The organism is Fictibacillus halophilus (assembly GCF_016401385.1).
GTDB lineage: Bacteria > Bacillota > Bacilli > Bacillales > Fictibacillaceae > Fictibacillus > Fictibacillus halophilus.
This window is the reverse complement of sequence record NZ_JAEACF010000001.1, coordinates 2,172,584-2,187,701: the sequence shown is the minus strand read 5'-3', so window position 1 is coordinate 2,187,701 and position 15,118 is coordinate 2,172,584. Positions and strand designations below refer to the sequence as shown.

Annotated in this window: 13 protein-coding genes, 2 tRNA genes and 1 other annotated feature; all 15 genes read left to right on the top strand. The window is 41.4% G+C overall.

Annotated features, from left to right (window positions below; translation table 11 throughout):
• Positions 1 to 67: 67 nt before the first annotated feature.
• The 15 genes from I5J82_RS11425 to I5J82_RS11355 all read left to right on the top strand — a co-directional run bounded on the left by I5J82_RS11425 (position 68) and on the right by I5J82_RS11355 (position 15,076).
• Positions 68 to 676 (top strand): XTP/dITP diphosphatase, encoded by a 609-nt coding sequence (locus tag I5J82_RS11425; RefSeq protein ID WP_198767950.1) that lies wholly within the window; start codon positions 68 to 70, stop codon positions 674 to 676.
• Entirely contained in the window at positions 661 to 1,191 is a 531-nt protein-coding gene (locus I5J82_RS11420) for a metallophosphoesterase family protein (RefSeq protein ID WP_198767949.1), read from the top strand. Before I5J82_RS11425 ends, I5J82_RS11420 begins: the two co-directional genes overlap by 16 nt.
• Positions 1,192 to 1,272: 81 nt before the next feature.
• A tRNA-Gly gene (locus tag I5J82_RS11415) sits at positions 1,273 to 1,346 on the top strand.
• A 189-nt stretch (positions 1,347 to 1,535) separates the two neighbouring features.
• A tRNA-Arg gene (locus tag I5J82_RS11410) sits at positions 1,536 to 1,612 on the top strand.
• Between the two features lie 304 nt (positions 1,613 to 1,916).
• A complete protein-coding gene (ilvE, locus tag I5J82_RS11405; RefSeq protein ID WP_198767948.1) occupies positions 1,917 to 2,819 on the top strand; it encodes a branched-chain-amino-acid transaminase in 903 nt (300 codons plus the stop codon).
• 24 nt (positions 2,820 to 2,843) lie between these two features.
• A complete protein-coding gene (gene ilvD / locus I5J82_RS11400; RefSeq protein ID WP_198767947.1) occupies positions 2,844 to 4,511 on the top strand; it encodes a dihydroxy-acid dehydratase in 1,668 nt (555 codons plus the stop codon).
• A gap of 3 nt (positions 4,512 to 4,514) precedes the next feature.
• Positions 4,515 to 4,780: a binding site (T-box leader), on the top strand.
• A 97-nt stretch (positions 4,781 to 4,877) separates the two neighbouring features.
• Positions 4,878 to 6,596, top strand: coding sequence for an acetolactate synthase large subunit (gene ilvB, locus I5J82_RS11395; RefSeq protein WP_198767946.1), 1,719 nt, complete (start codon positions 4,878 to 4,880; stop codon positions 6,594 to 6,596).
• Complete coding sequence (gene ilvN, locus I5J82_RS11390; RefSeq protein WP_066396617.1) at positions 6,593 to 7,111, top strand: acetolactate synthase small subunit; 519 nt, start codon at positions 6,593 to 6,595, stop codon at positions 7,109 to 7,111. Before ilvB ends, ilvN begins: the two co-directional genes overlap by 4 nt.
• Before the next feature lie 15 nt (positions 7,112 to 7,126).
• Positions 7,127 to 8,152 carry a ketol-acid reductoisomerase gene (gene ilvC, locus I5J82_RS11385; RefSeq protein WP_198767945.1) on the top strand — a complete coding sequence of 342 codons (1,026 nt, stop codon included), beginning with the start codon at positions 7,127 to 7,129 and terminating at the stop codon, positions 8,150 to 8,152.
• A complete protein-coding gene (locus tag I5J82_RS11380; RefSeq protein WP_198767944.1) occupies positions 8,139 to 9,680 on the top strand; it encodes a 2-isopropylmalate synthase in 1,542 nt (513 codons plus the stop codon). The genes ilvC and I5J82_RS11380 overlap by 14 nt, the downstream gene beginning before the upstream one ends.
• 18 nt (positions 9,681 to 9,698) lie before the next feature.
• Positions 9,699 to 10,793 carry a 3-isopropylmalate dehydrogenase gene (gene leuB / locus I5J82_RS11375; RefSeq protein WP_198767943.1) on the top strand — a complete coding sequence of 365 codons (1,095 nt, stop codon included), beginning with the start codon at positions 9,699 to 9,701 and terminating at the stop codon, positions 10,791 to 10,793.
• Positions 10,794 to 10,807: 14 nt separating this feature from the next.
• Positions 10,808 to 12,244, top strand: coding sequence for a 3-isopropylmalate dehydratase large subunit (leuC, locus tag I5J82_RS11370; RefSeq protein ID WP_198767942.1), 1,437 nt, complete (start codon positions 10,808 to 10,810; stop codon positions 12,242 to 12,244).
• Positions 12,231 to 12,824 (top strand): 3-isopropylmalate dehydratase small subunit, encoded by a 594-nt coding sequence (gene leuD, locus I5J82_RS11365; RefSeq protein ID WP_198767941.1) that lies wholly within the window; start codon positions 12,231 to 12,233, stop codon positions 12,822 to 12,824. The genes leuC and leuD overlap by 14 nt, the downstream gene beginning before the upstream one ends.
• Positions 12,825 to 12,867: 43 nt before the next feature.
• On the top strand, positions 12,868 to 13,821 hold the full coding sequence (ilvA, locus tag I5J82_RS11360) for a threonine ammonia-lyase (protein WP_198767940.1): 954 nt from the start codon (positions 12,868 to 12,870) through the stop codon (positions 13,819 to 13,821).
• Between the two features lie 235 nt (positions 13,822 to 14,056).
• Positions 14,057 to 15,076 carry a tetratricopeptide repeat protein gene (locus tag I5J82_RS11355; protein WP_198767939.1) on the top strand — a complete coding sequence of 340 codons (1,020 nt, stop codon included), beginning with the start codon at positions 14,057 to 14,059 and terminating at the stop codon, positions 15,074 to 15,076.
• Positions 15,077 to 15,118: the final 42 nt, after the last annotated feature.

The following is a 15,118-nucleotide window of genomic DNA, read 5'->3' as shown; positions in this document are numbered from 1 at the left end:
TATAAAATAAATTTCACTATATATTGAGTTACAACGTTAAGATTCTTTAAACGGAGGAATAAACCAAATGAAAATTTTAGTCGCAACAAAAAATAAAGGTAAGGCAAAAGAGTTCCAATCGATGTTTGAAAGCCTTGGAGTTGAGATCCTCTCTTTAAACGACATTGAAGGAAGTCCTGACGTTGAAGAAACAGGAGTCACTTTTGAAGAGAACGCTATATTAAAGGCTGAAACCATCTCTAAACAGATGAACATTCCTGTCATTGCCGATGACTCTGGATTAGAAATCCATGCCTTAGAAGGAAGACCTGGCGTTTATTCAGCTAGATATGCAGGAATACATAAAAGTGACGAAGAGAACATGAACAAAGTCTTAGAAGAACTTCAGGATGTTGAAGATAGTAATAGAAATGCTCAGTTTGTATGTGCTTTGGCTTTTGCCAGACCTCAAAAAGAAACGCTGGTTGTAAAGGGAGAATGTAAAGGTCAAATTTTAAGAGAAAAGCGGGGATCTGAAGGTTTTGGGTATGATCCGATTTTCTTTCTTCCTCACTTAAATCGTTCGATGGCAGAGTTAGCGAAAGAAGAAAAAAATAAAATTAGTCATAGAGCTGTAGCTTTAGAAAAACTTAAAAAACTGATCAATGAGGAGGATCTCTTATGGGAAAAGCCTTAATTGTTAGCGATAGTCATGGTTTAACAGATGAGCTAGAAATATTGAAGCGACGCTATCAAGACGATGTAGATCTTATGATTCATTGCGGTGATTCAGAGCTTTCGACATCATCTAAAGAAATGTCTGGATTTGTAACGGTTAAAGGAAATATGGATTATTTAGGCGATGATTTTCCTAATGAAGCTATTGAGCTGTTGGGAGATACATGTATATATATAACACATGGCCATTTATACGATGTAAAAATGTCTTATCTTTCTCTAGCATACAGGGCAGAGGAAACAGGTGCATCAGTTGCTTGTTTTGGGCATTCCCACATAGCTGAGGCCTTTGAGCGTGAGGGAATGATCTTTATCAATCCAGGTAGTATCAGGCTGCCTAGAGGTTCGTTTGAAAAGTCGTATGCGTTATTAGAAATTGAAGATCATAGTATTTCAGTAAGTTTTTATTCACTCGATGGTATACGAATCGATCAGTTAAGTAGAACGTTTGAAAAAAAAACGGTTAGAAAATAAAAAAGTTGAGAAAATGGGTTGACTATAATTTAGATATCATGTATATTTAGTTATGTCGTCGCGACAAGGTCTAAATTGTCTGCGGGTGTAGTTTAGTGGTAAAACAAGAGCCTTCCAAGCTCTGGTCGTGAGTTCGATTCTCATCACCCGCTCCATTTGTTTTTCTCACGTTCAAATGGTCCATGAAAAGTTACATCTGAAGTTAACAGATCTTACAATTAAAATGCATGATAAAAAATATATTTGTATCCACAGTCGACGGGTGGAACAAATCACTGTGTGCCCGCAGCGCATGGTAATTGCGGAAAGCGCCATTGCTATGCGAAAGGGGCTCCAATACATATGTCCCAGTAGCTCAGCCGGATAGAGCATACGCCTTCTAAGCGTACGGTCGGGAGTTCGAATCTCTCCTGGGACGCCATAATACTTACATATAAAAACTTTTCGACACGCTTGATGTCCTCCATTAAAGGATATCAAGCGTGTTTTTTTATTTTATTGTGTAAGCGCTTTAAAAATGTTTACAATGTAATGCGTTAAAGCTTCAAAACCTTATGAGCATGGGAATGAAAGCGTGTACAAAATAACTGAAAAGTCAGAATTCAGTAAAAAATCCAAAATTCGTGGTTGATTCTTTAATAAGATGGGCGTAATATTGTCAACAATTATTAAATTATTTTTAAAAAATTCAAATAATTCAAATTGACACGCAAAGGAGGATCACGATGCAGGAGCAATGGGTTTATGTTAATGGTGAGCACGTATTAAAGGAAGACGCCAAAGTCTCGGTTTACGATCATGGATTTTTATATGGAGATGGGGTGTTTGAAGGTATTCGCGTCTACAACGGAAATGTTTACCGTTTAGACGAACATCTTCAGCGTTTATACGAATCAGCTCAATCCATTATGCTGACAATTCCACACACTAAAGAAGAACTAACGGACATCATCGTTCAAACGCTCCAGAAAAACAAATATCGTGATGCTTATATTCGATTAGTTATTTCACGAGGAAAAGGAAATTTAGGATTGGACCCTTTTACATGTGGCCAACCAGGAGTCATTGTCATTGCAGAACAGCTTGCACTATTTCCTAAAAAACTATATGAAACAGGTTTAGAAATCATAACGGTGGCAAGCAGAAGAAACCGTCCGGATGTGTTAAGTCCGAAAGTTAAATCTCTAAACTATTTGAACAATATTTTAGTTAAGATTGAGGCTAGCCTTGCTGGAGTAAGTGAAGCATTGATGCTGAACGATCAAGGGTACGTAGCGGAAGGTTCTGCTGATAATGTGTTCATTATCAAAGGGAATACGATCAAAACGCCGCCAGGGTACTTAGGAGCTTTAGAAGGTATTACTCGAAACGCGATTGTTGAGATCGCACGAGAACAAGGATACAACATGGTTGAAGAACCATTCACAAGACATGATGTTTATGTGGCAGATGAAGTATTCCTAACTGGAACTGCAGCTGAAGTTATTGCTGTAGTAAAAGTTGATGGAAGAGTAATCGGAAACGGAGCACCAGGTGAACATACGAACAAACTTTTGAAATCCTTCAGAGAAAAAGTAGTTGAAGAAGGAGTTAAAGTGTATCAGAACCAAGCCGTTCAAGCTGGATAAAAGAAGTATAGGAGTGTTACAGATATGCGCAGTAATATGATCAAGCAAGGAATCGATAGAGCCCCGCACAGAAGTCTTCTCCATGCAGCGGGAGTTGCACCAGAGGATATGGATAAACCATTTATTGGTGTTTGTAATTCCTATGTTGATATTATTCCGGGGCATATGCATCTAAACAAAGTAGGTGAATGGGTAAAAGAAGCCATTAGAGAAGCTGGTGGAATTCCGTTTGAGTTTAATACGATCGGCGTAGACGATGGAATTGCGATGGGCCATATTGGTATGAGGTATTCGCTTCCGAGTCGAGAGGTCATCGCAGACGCGGCAGAAACGGTTATCAACGCCCATTGGTTCGACGGTGTGTTCTACATACCTAACTGTGATAAGATCACGCCTGGTATGTTAATGGCAGCTGTAAGGACGAATGTTCCTGCAGTATTTGTTTCAGGTGGTCCAATGGAAGCCGGAAAGTCTATGGCAGGAAAATCCCTATCCCTTGCCTCGGTATTTGAAGGGGTAGGTTCTCACTTAGCCGGAAAGATGACGAGAGAAGAACTATTAGAACTTGAAACGAGTGCTTGCCCGACTTGTGGATCATGCTCAGGTATGTTTACTGCCAACAGCATGAATTCCATTATGGAGATGCTAGGAATTACGCTGCCGGGTAACGGTACGATCGTAGCTACCTCAGACGAAAGAAGAGAACTGATCAAAGAGGCAGCGACGTCACTTATGGATCTTGTAAAAAACAATATAAAACCTAGAGATATTATTACGAAAGAAGCGATTGATGACGCTTTTGCATTAGACATGGCGATGGGCGGCTCGACCAATACTGTTCTTCATATGCTTGCTATCGCAAATGAAGCTGAGATTGAGTATGATTTATCATCAATCAACGAGATCGCAGAGCGTATTCCATATCTATCAAAGATCAGTCCGGCATCAGATTATTCTATGCAAGATGTTCACAGAGCAGGCGGTGTCAGCGCGATTATCAATGAACTCTGTAGAATGGAGGGGGCCATCCATAATGATCGGTTAACGATAAGTGGAGAGACGTTAGAGCACCGTGTCCGGCATGCGGAAATTTTAGATGATGATGTTATTCGTAGGAAAGATAATGCTTACTCACCAGTAGGTGGTTTATCTATTCTCTATGGAAACATTGCACCAGATGGCTGTGTTATTAAAGTGGGAGCTGTTGATCCTTCAATAAAAACATTTCAAGGTGAGGCGATCGTCTATGAGTCCCAAGAAGAAGCGATTGAAGGTATCAATAATGGTGAAGTAAGAGAAGGGCATGTTGTTGTCATTCGATATGAAGGTCCGAAGGGTGGACCAGGAATGCCGGAGATGCTCTCTCCCACTTCAGCTATTGCTGGAAGAGGATTGAGTACGAAAGTAGCCCTAATCACGGATGGCAGATTTTCCGGGGCCTCTCGAGGGATCTCAATCGGTCATATCTCGCCAGAAGCGGCACAAGGCGGACCTATCGCGTTCGTGAATAATGGTGATCCAATCTTAATTGATCTAGTAAATAGAACGATTCACGTTCTATTAACTGAAGAAGACTTAAAAGAACGAAAAGAAGGTTGGGTGAAACCAGAGCCGAAGATCAAAAAAGGCTACCTCGCACGCTATGCGGCGCTTGTAACATCAGCGAATACTGGAGGAATATTGAAAATTTAAAAATATAAAACGATGACGGAGAACAATGGTAGATGTGGGATACACAGAGAGCCGGTGGTTGCTGTGAACCGGTTATTCCTAATACCAGGACATCCCTCCTGAGTGTCCTTTTGAAAGTTTTTCAGTAGGAAGGGCCAAGCGATAAGACCATTATTTATCGCTTGTTATCAAATGACGATTATTTCGTCTTGAGGCAGATCTTGTGTAAATGAGCAAGAACTGTGAATAAGGGTGGTACCGTGGAAAAAATGAACTTTTTCACCCCTTTGGATAGGATTAACCTGTCCATTTGGGTGGAGAAGTTTTTTTATTGTTTTTTTTAGACGTTGTTACAAATAAAGGTTCGAAGTTAAAGGAGGAATGAAAATGAAGGCCAGTTGGGTGACTGAGGAAAAATCAGTCGAAACTTCATTAGTCTCTGGTGCTGAACTATTTATTCAAGGATTGCAGGATGAGAAAGTAGAAGTTCTGTTTGGTTATCCAGGAGGTGCTGTACTTCCAATCTATGATGCCCTCTACAAATCAGAGATGAAACATGTTCTAACAAGGCATGAACAAGGAGCCATTCATGCCGCACAAGGTTATGCAAGAGTAACAGGGAAACCAGGCGTTGTGTTAGCAACATCAGGCCCAGGTGCTACTAACCTTGTTACAGGTATCGCAGATGCAATGATCGATTCCATTCCTCTTGTTATCTTCACGGGTCAGGTAGCGACGACAGTGATCGGAACGGATGCTTTTCAAGAAGCGGACATCGTTGGGATCACAATGCCTATCACGAAACATAACTATCAAGTCCAGCGGGCGGAAGACCTGCCGAGAATTATGAAGGAAGCTTTCCATATAGCGAATACCGGAAGAAAGGGCCCGGTTTTAATCGATATACCGAAAGATGTTGCCGTTAAAACAGCTGAAGTTAAAGAGGTTAAGGATATTCATCTTCCCGGTTACCAACCAACATTAAAACCCAATATTCTTCAAGTGAAAAGATTGAACGAAGCTTTGTTGCAAGCGAAAAGACCTGTCCTCTTAACAGGGGCGGGTGTTCTAGCTGCAAGTGCTGAAAAAGAGTTAGTCGCATTCGCAGAGTATCACGAGATACCTGTTGCTCAAACTCTATTAGGTCTAGGGGGATTTCCGGCTGAACACCCGCTTTGTTTGGGGATGGCAGGAATGCATGGAACATACGCAAGCAACATGGCTCTTTATGACTGTGATCTTTTGATAGGCGTTGGAGCTAGGTTTGATGACAGGTTAACAGGTAATCTCGATCACTTTGCTAAGAAAGCAGTGGTTGCACATATTGATATTGATCCGGCTGAAATTGGGAAAAATGTTTCAACTGAGATTCCCATTGTGGGATGTGCAAAAGAAACCCTTTCAGCACTTAATCAGTTAAGAGGTGATAAAGGGGACTATAGTGATTGGGTCATTCAACTGACACAGTTTAAGAGTGAGTTTCCACTTGTGTATAAGACAGATGAATCAGAATTGAAACCTCAAAAATTAATGCAGATTCTACATGATGTTACGAAAGGAGAAGCAATCGTTGCAACTGATGTGGGACAGCATCAAATGTGGGCAGCTCAATATTATACGTTTTTAGAATCGAACAGATGGATAACGTCTGGAGGACTTGGAACGATGGGATTCGGATTTCCTGCAGCGATCGGAGCGAAAGTTGGAAAGCCGGAGCTCCCGGTAATAGCAGTTGTAGGAGATGGTGGTTTTCAGATGACGCTTCAAGAACTCGGAGTTCTCCAAGATTGGGAGCTTCCTGTCATCGTAGTCATTGTGAACAATAAATCTCTCGGGATGGTAAGACAGTGGCAAGAGATTTTTTATGAAAAACGATTCTCTCACTCTTTGCTTGATATTCAACCTGACTTTATCAAGCTAGCATCTGCTTACGGAATTGATGGCAAACGTGCTGAAACAGAAAGTGATGTAAGAGAAGCTCTGACACTAGCTCTTGCGTCGAAAAAACCATTTGTCCTCGATTGTGTTGTTACTGCAGATGAGAATGTCTATCCGATGATTGCTCCAGGAAAAGGACTACATGAAATGATTGGAGTGAGAGGATGAGACGTATCATTTCAGCAACGGTTTTAAACGAAAGTGGCGTATTGAATCGTTTGACCGGATTGCTGACAAAACGGCAGTTCAACATAGAGAACATTACGGTTGGACATACAGAAGATCCAGCCGTTTCAAAAGTAACTTTAACGGTTTGGGTAGAAGATGATCGTAAGGCTGAACAACTTGTTAAACAGCTTCATAAGCAGATTAATATTCTAAAAGTTCGCGATCTGACAAACATGGCCCTTGTTTCAAGAGAACTTGCGCTGATCAAAGTTCTAACAACACCTGATACGCGAAGTGAGATCAAAATGCTGATCGAGCCGTTTCGAGCAACCGTTCTAGACGTATCACTCGAAAACGTAACGCTTGAAGTTACGGGAGATGGAGAAAAGATAGATGCGTTGATCGAACTGCTACGTCCATATGGAATCAAAGAGATTTCAAGGACCGGTGTTACAGCTATACCTCGTGGAACACAAAAGAAAGTACTTGAGCTTCACCCCTATTCTATTATGTAAAGGAGAATGATGATAATGGCAAAAGTATATTACGAAAACGATCTTTCTAACGATGTATTAAAGAATAAGAAGGTAGCGGTAGTAGGTTATGGTTCTCAAGGGCATGCTCATGCATTGAATCTAAAGGATAGCGGCTATGATGTTGTAGTTGGTGTTCGTGAGGGTCGTTCTTTTGACGAAGCAGTTAAAGATGGATTTGAGGTATATCCTGTTCGGGAAGCGGCTAGGCTTGCGGAGGTCGTAATGGTTCTATTACCAGATGAAAGGCAACCTGAAGTTTACAGAAATGAAATTTTACCTGAACTCTCTCCGGGCAATGCACTCGTTTTCGCTCACGGGTTCAACGTTCACTATCACCAAGTGGTACCACCTCAAGATGTGGATGTGTTCTTAGTTGCTCCTAAAGGTCCTGGTCATCTTGTTCGTCGCACATTTGAATCAGGTGAAGGAGTACCAGCACTTTTTGCGGTATACCAAGATGCTTCAGGCACTGCCAGAGAAACTGCACTTAGCTATGCTAAAGGAATTGGTTCTGCTAGAGCTGGAGTGCTTGAAACGACCTTCCAAGAAGAAACGGAAACAGACCTTTTTGGTGAACAGGCCGTGTTGTGTGGAGGCTTATCTTCACTTGTGAAAGCTGGATTTGAAACGCTAACAGAAGCTGGCTATCAGCCAGAAGTTGCCTATTTTGAATGTTTACACGAATTAAAGTTAATCGTTGACCTCATGTACGAAGGTGGTCTAGAGGGAATGCGGTATTCAATCTCAGATACTGCTCAGTGGGGAGATTTTCAATCAGGGCCACGTGTAATTGATGAAAGAGTGAAAGAATCAATGAAATCAGTTCTGAAAGATGTTCAATCCGGAGAGTTTGCTAAAGGTTGGATCTTAGAGAATCAAGCAAATCGACCTGTTTTCCATGTGGTGAATAATCAAGAGAAGAACCATCCTATTGAAAAAGTAGGGAGGGAACTTCGAGCAATGATGCCATTCGTAAAATCAAAACAAAAAAAGGAGGCCGTTGCTAGTGCGAAAAATTGAGATCTTTGACACCACTTTGCGTGATGGAGAACAAACAGCAGGGGTCAATCTAAACACCGCTGAAAAAATGGAGATCGCCAAAAGACTAGAATTGCTAGGTGTGGATGTCATGGAAGCAGGCTTTCCCGCTGCATCCAAGGGTGATCTCGAGGCTGTAAAAAAAGTAGCTTCTATCGTAAAGAATTCAACGGTTACAGCCTTGGCAAGATCGAACACTTCAGATATCGATTATGCATGGGAAGCTCTGAAAGATTCAGCTGAACCACGGTTGCACGTCTTTCTGGCAACATCGCCCATTCATATGACATACAAGTTAAAGAAAACACCTGACCAAGTCGTTGAGACGGCGGTTGGTGCAGTCAAATATGCACGACAAAAGTTCCCTGTCGTGCAATGGTCTGCAGAAGACGCATGTCGGTCAGATCTTGTATTTTTATCACGCATTGTTGAGAAGGTAATCGATGCTGGTGCAACGGTCATTAACATACCAGATACAGTTGGTTTTACGAATCCCGAGGAATACGGAAAGATCTTTCGTTATCTATTAAACAATGTACCTAACATAGAGAAAGCTATTTTATCCGCTCACTGCCACGATGATTTAGGGATGGCGGTTGCCAATTCTTTATCGGCGATCGAGTACGGTGCGAATCAGGTGGAGTGTACGATCAATGGGATCGGTGAGAGAGCAGGAAATGCTTCGTTAGAAGAGATAGCGGTAGCTTTAGCAATCCGTGAAGATTTTTATCAAGCAAAAACTAGTTTAAAGCTAAATGAGATCAGCCGTACGAGTCAGCTTGTTAGCAGGTTAACAGGAATTGCTGTCCCGCCGAATAAGGCAGTTGTCGGAAAAAATGCTTTTGCTCATGAGTCAGGTATACATCAAGATGGTGTGTTAAAAGAAAAATCCACATATGAGATCATCACACCTGAGCTTGTTGGAGTTCCTTCTAATCAGCTCGTGCTCGGAAAACATTCTGGGCGTCACGCATTTAAAGACTATTTGCATAAGTTAGGTTTTCATCCAGATGAGAACAAGGTTAAGGTTCTTTTTGAAGATTTTAAACAACTAGCTGATAAGAAAAAAGAGATGACAGAAGAAGATATCTTCGCTTTACTCATCGATCATAAAATACAACCAGAAGTGCCGTTATATCAATTGAAAGATATTCAAGTGAACTATGGTACGAATCAGATTCCTACTGCAACGTTAAGACTGTTGACTCCAGATGGGAAACTGATTCAAGATGCTGCGACTGGTTCGGGTAGTGTCGAAGCGATCTACAATACGCTTGGAAAGATGCTTCCTTCTTCAATTAAACTGAATGATTATAGAATTCAATCAGTTGGAGCAGGGCGTGATGCTCTTGCTCAAGTGTTTGTTCAGATCGTTAGTGATGGGCAAGAAATTAACGGAAGCGGAACAGCGCAAGATGTTTTGGAAGCGTCAGCTAAAGCTTATGTTCACGCCTTTAATAAGCTTCAGCTACATGATGAAAAGAAAAGTTATAAAGCAATGAGTATCTAAATTTAGGAGGGATGTTAGATGAAAAAGAGAATAGCAGTTTTGCCAGGAGATGGGATCGGTCCGGAAGTGATCAAGGGAGCTTTGCAAGTGTTAGACGGTGTAGCAACGCGGTTTGGTCATGAATTTGAGACGATTGAACAAGTATTTGGAGGTGCTGCTATTGACCAGGAAGGTACTCCTATCCCAGAGGCCACGCTAAAAACTTGCAATGACAGCGATGCTGTTCTGCTCGGAGCGGTTGGTGGACCAAAATGGGATAAAGGAGATGTTCGGCCTGAACAAGGATTACTAGCTTTGAGAAAAGCGATGAATGTGTATGCAAACGTAAGGCCTGTTCACGTTTATCCTGGTCTTGAACATCTATCACCTCTTAAATCGAACAAGGTAAAAGGTGCTGACTTTGTATTTGTTCGCGAACTGACCGGTGGGATTTATTTTTCAGAGCCGAAAGAACGGAATGAAAAACGCGCGGTTGATACGTTGTCATATACAAGAGAAGAGATAACAAGAATCGTTGAAAAGGCGTATGATTTAGCTTCTTCTCGAAGAAGAAAAGTAACTTCTGTTGATAAGGCAAACGTTCTTGAAACGAGCAAATTGTGGAGAGAAGTCGTAGAGGATGTAGCTAAAAAATATCCAAACGTTGAAACAGAGCACTTGCTAGTAGATTATGCTGCCATGAGAACGATCAGTAACCCTACGAGTTTTGATGTGGTCGTTACTGAAAATATGTTTGGAGATATTCTATCTGATGAAGCTTCTGTTCTTACGGGTTCGTTAGGGATGATGCCTTCTGCTTCACTTAGTGAAAACGGTCCTGGTCTATATGAGCCTATACATGGATCAGCTCCTGATATTGCTGGAAGTGGTAAAGCGAATCCGATCGGGATGATCCTCAGTGTCGCGATGATGCTTCGTCATTCCTTCAAACTTGAAAAAGAAGCCGAGGCCGTTGAACTTGCCGTTTTCGAAACGTTGCAGGCAGGTTATCGAACGCAAGATATCTTTGGAGAAAGCGGAACGCTAGTAACTACAAAAGAAATGGTCAATCAAATACATTTTAGAATGTTGGAAGATTCAACAAGTGCAACTCTTCTAGAGGTTTATGTGTAGGGAGGTAGATTTCTGTGAGTAAAACAATAATAGATAAACTTTGGGATAGTCATATTGTCGTAAAAGAGGAGAACAAACCAGACCTGCTCTACATTGATCTGCACCTCATTCATGAAGTGACATCGCCTCAAGCGTTTGCCGGTTTAAGAGAAAAAAGTAGAACCGTCAGAAGGCCGGATCTTTGTTTTGCCACGATGGATCATAATATTCCGACGGTCGATCGATTCAATATAAAAGACGAAACATCACGTTTACAAGTGCAAACTCTTGAAAAAAACTGCGCGGAATTTGGTATTCAACTCGAGGGGTTGAACTCTGAACAACAAGGAATCGTTCACGTTATAGGACCTGAGCTGGGTTTGACGCTGCCGGGGAAAACGATTGTATGTGGAGATAGTCACACCTCCACACACGGTGCTTTCGGGGCTCTCTCTTTTGGAATCGGTACGAGCGAAGTTGAACATGTTCTTGCTACACAAACGCTGTGGCAGAACAAACCAAAACAGATGAACGTTAAGATTGAAGGAGAGTTAGGTTTTGGTGTTACAGCAAAAGACGTCATCTTATGGTTTATCGCAAAATATGGAACGAATGTCGGTACAGGTCATATTATTGAATTTTCTGGTAGCACGGTTAGAAGATTTTCGATGGAAGAACGAATGACGCTTTGTAACATGTCTATAGAGGCTGGAGCAAAAGCATCGGTCGTTTCTCCTGATGATGTTACCTTTTCCTATATATCAGGTAAGCGCTATGCTCCAAAGAATCATGAATTTCTGGAAAGTTGTAAGAGATGGAGAGAGCTTGCTAGTGATGAGAATGCTACATTTGATCAAACGATCGAGATTGATGCTTCCGAAATCGAACCGATGGTCACGTGGGGAACGACCCCATCCATGTGTTTGCCGATCAGTGGAGTGATTCCTGCAGAGGAAAGTTCTCCCTCTTTCGAAGAGAAGCAATCGTTAAAAAATGCACTTCAATACATGGGTTTTCATGGAAATGAGAAAATAGAAGATATCCCTGTTCAGCACGTGTTTATTGGATCTTGCACAAATTCAAGACTAAGTGACCTACTCCAAGCTTCTAAAGTTGTTGAAGGCAAAAAGGTACATCCGAATGTCCGGGCGATCGTAGTTCCAGGATCACAAGCTGTAAAAAAAGAAGCTGAGAACCTAGGGTTGCATCAGATGTTTATAGATGCTGGATTCGAGTGGCGTGAGTCGGGATGTTCGATGTGTTTAGGGATGAATGATGACATTGTTCCAGAAGGCGAAAGATGTGCATCTACCTCAAACCGTAATTTTGCTGGCAGGCAAGGGAAAGGTGCGAGGACACACCTAGTTAGTCCGATCATGGCTGCAGCTGCAGCTTTAGAGGGTAAATTCACTGATGTTCGTTCCTTACTTCCTAAAAAAGAACAGGAGGTAGATCATTATGCCGGGGTTTAAAACACATTCAGGCAGTGCTGCAGTCTTAGACAGAGACCATGTAGATACAGATCAGATCATTCCAAAGCAATTTCTGAAAAAGATTGATAAAGCAGGTTACGGTGAGTTTTTGTTCTTTGATTGGAGATATCATTCTAATGGAGAGGAAAACGAAAATTTTGAACTTAATTCGCCAGAAACAAAAGAAGCTTCAATATTAGTTACAGGGAATAATTTTGGTTGTGGATCCTCAAGAGAGCATGCGCCTTGGGCCTTAAAAGATTACGGGTTTCAAGTGATCATCGCTGAAAGCTTTGCGGATATCTTCTTTAACAATTGTGTAAAAAATGGCATCTTACCGATCCGTCTCTCGAAGGATGAGATTAAAAACCTACAAAAAGAGAAGTCTGGAAACCTCATACGAACGTTGAGAGTTGACCTTAAGCAACAACAGGTAGAAAACGAAAAGGGAGAGGTATTTCATTTTGAATTTGATCCGTACTGGAAAAAGATGCTTCTTAACGGATGGGACGAAATATCAGTAACTCTTCAACAGGAAGATTTCATAAAAAAATATGAAGATGAAAGGATTGTGAACTGACAATGGGGATTTAACAATCACAGCGGAACGTTTATTTCACGCTTTGGAGGAAGTATCAAAAATCGCACACCGTACCCCGCTTAAACAATCAACAACTCTTAACAAGTGGACCGGTGGAAACGTATATATGAAGCTTGAAAATCTTCAGAAAACCGGTTCGTTTAAATTGCGAGGAGCTTATTACAAAGTTTCCACCTTAAACGAACTAGACTGCGCGAGAGGTGTGATCGCAGCATCAGCTGGCAACCATGCACAAGGATTGGCACTTTCCTGTTCATTGCGTGGAATAAATTCTAAAATCTTCATGCCAGAAAATGCACCGCTTTCCAAAATCGACGCCGTAAGATCGTATGGAGCAAATATTGTTTTAGAAGGTGATAATTATCAGGCAGCCTATGAAGCAGCAAAAAGGGAAGAAGAGAAAAGTGGAGGAGTCTTTGTCCATCCGTTTGATGATTACGATGTGATCGCAGGACAAAGCACGGTCGCTCTTGAGATGCTGCAACAAAAACCTGAACTAAAAACAATTATTGTACCAGTAGGAGGCGGAGGACTGTTAGCTGGAATCGCTTTAGCTGTTAAGTCGATCAGACCCGATGTGCGAGTGGTTGGCGTCCAATCAGTGAATGCCAGTGCGGTCTATCAAGCCTTCACTGGTACCACTAGAAAAACGTTAACGCGCTGTACATCGATCGCGGATGGAATAGCGGTTGTCAAGCCTGGAGAGATTACTGTTCCTGTGATTTCAAAATATGTGGATGAAATGGTCACTGTGACGGAAGAGCAAATCGCATACGCAATGATGTTTATGCTCGAGCGTGAAAAGGTTGTCGTAGAGGGTGCAGGCGCTGCCAGTTTAGCGGCAGTGATGTTTCATAGCCATCTTGCGCTCGATCAAAAAGTAGGTCTTATCATCAGTGGCGGTAATGTAGATCCCGTTAAATGGTCATTGTATAAAGGAATGGCCGATAAGGTGAACTTAAAAAGAATTAGTTAATAAAGGGGCTTGCTCAGAAGGGATTATTCTGAGTAAGTCCTTTTGGTTTGGTTATGATTAACAAACTACTTACAAAAGCAACAAAGGGTACGAAAATAGCTTTTAATGAAGGAATTTAGCATTTACATATAGCGTGTTAAAGTTGAAATTAGGTTTGTAACTTCTTAGTTATCTTGAGTTCATCTAGCGAAACTGCTATTCTTTAGTCAAACATTAATGGAAGCGGAGAGTTGTGATGACTAACGAAAAGAATAACAAAAACAATATCGTTCGGTTTCCTAACTTAAATGGACGTCTTTTAGAAAAAGGAATGGATTCTCTAAAAAGTAAGAAATACGATGAATCCTTATCGTGTTTTGAACAACTGCTTCATGCAGACCCAATGCATGCACAAGGCAATCTTGGGCTTGTTTTAAGTTTGGTTGAATTAGGCAGATTACATGAAGCCAAACAGAGATGCGACCGAATGCTTAAAGAAGGAATTGGAGAATATTACGATGTACTTCAAATCTACTTAAGTATATTAGTTCAGTTATCAGAATACATAACCGTTGTTTCCGTGATCGAAGCTGTTCTTGAAGAGCAGAAGATTCCTGCTGACAAAGCCGAAACGTTTTACCAGCTTCTCCAGTTCAGCCGTAAAGTAATTGAGCAGGAAGGTGTTCCTGAAGTGAAGAAAGATCCAGAACTTCCAACAACACCTCCAGCAAGTCCTGATTTTCAAGCGTTAAAAGAGATGCTTGCTAGCGATCAGGCAGACTCGCAGTGGATGGCTGTACAGCAGTTGAAGCGCCTCGGCCCTGACATGATCATCCCGATGTTTGAGTCTTTTTTAATAGATGAAAAAAAACATCCCGCTGTTAAAAGCTTGATTCTGCAATATCTTAAAGAAAATCAAGTAGATAAAATCGTAAAGGTCGAGAAATACGGACAACTCACTGAAGTGGACATCGCAAACCTAACGGATTTAAATGAGAATCACTTTTATAATGAAGTAAAAACCTTGATCAAAGATGAACTTGAGCAAGAGAACCCATCACTACTCGAGATTGCACTCGCCGTGTGGAAGGATTATTCACTCGCACTATATCCTTTCTCTCCGACTCCAGAAAATAAGATTCTATGGTTCGAGGCCACTGTTATGGCAGCGAATATTCTATGTGGAATGGAAGAAGAGATGGATCCAGAAGATGAAGAATTACAAAGAGCGGTAAAGGTTCTCGTCGAATTGGAAAGATTTTATATGCAGACTTAATGAGAAAGTGATGTAACTTGTTGAAATACAGAACGTCTATGC

What these genes read in the sequence shown, in the direction of transcription:
- I5J82_RS11355 (WP_198767939.1), top strand. Translation starts at nt 14,057, where the DNA reads ATGACTAACGAAAAGAATAACAAAAACAATATCGTTCGGTTTCCTAAC.
- ilvC (WP_198767945.1), top strand. Translation starts at nt 7,127, where the DNA reads ATGGCAAAAGTATATTACGAAAACGATCTTTCTAACGATGTATTAAAG.
- leuB (WP_198767943.1), top strand. Translation starts at nt 9,699, where the DNA reads ATGAAAAAGAGAATAGCAGTTTTGCCAGGAGATGGGATCGGTCCGGAA.
- ilvB (WP_198767946.1), top strand. Translation starts at nt 4,878, where the DNA reads ATGAAGGCCAGTTGGGTGACTGAGGAAAAATCAGTCGAAACTTCATTA.
- ilvD (WP_198767947.1), top strand. Translation starts at nt 2,844, where the DNA reads ATGCGCAGTAATATGATCAAGCAAGGAATCGATAGAGCCCCGCACAGA.
- ilvN (WP_066396617.1), top strand. Translation starts at nt 6,593, where the DNA reads ATGAGACGTATCATTTCAGCAACGGTTTTAAACGAAAGTGGCGTATTG.
- I5J82_RS11425 (WP_198767950.1), top strand. Translation starts at nt 68, where the DNA reads ATGAAAATTTTAGTCGCAACAAAAAATAAAGGTAAGGCAAAAGAGTTC.
- I5J82_RS11420 (WP_198767949.1), top strand. Translation starts at nt 661, where the DNA reads ATGGGAAAAGCCTTAATTGTTAGCGATAGTCATGGTTTAACAGATGAG.
- leuD (WP_198767941.1), top strand. Translation starts at nt 12,231, where the DNA reads ATGCCGGGGTTTAAAACACATTCAGGCAGTGCTGCAGTCTTAGACAGA.
- ilvE (WP_198767948.1), top strand. Translation starts at nt 1,917, where the DNA reads ATGCAGGAGCAATGGGTTTATGTTAATGGTGAGCACGTATTAAAGGAA.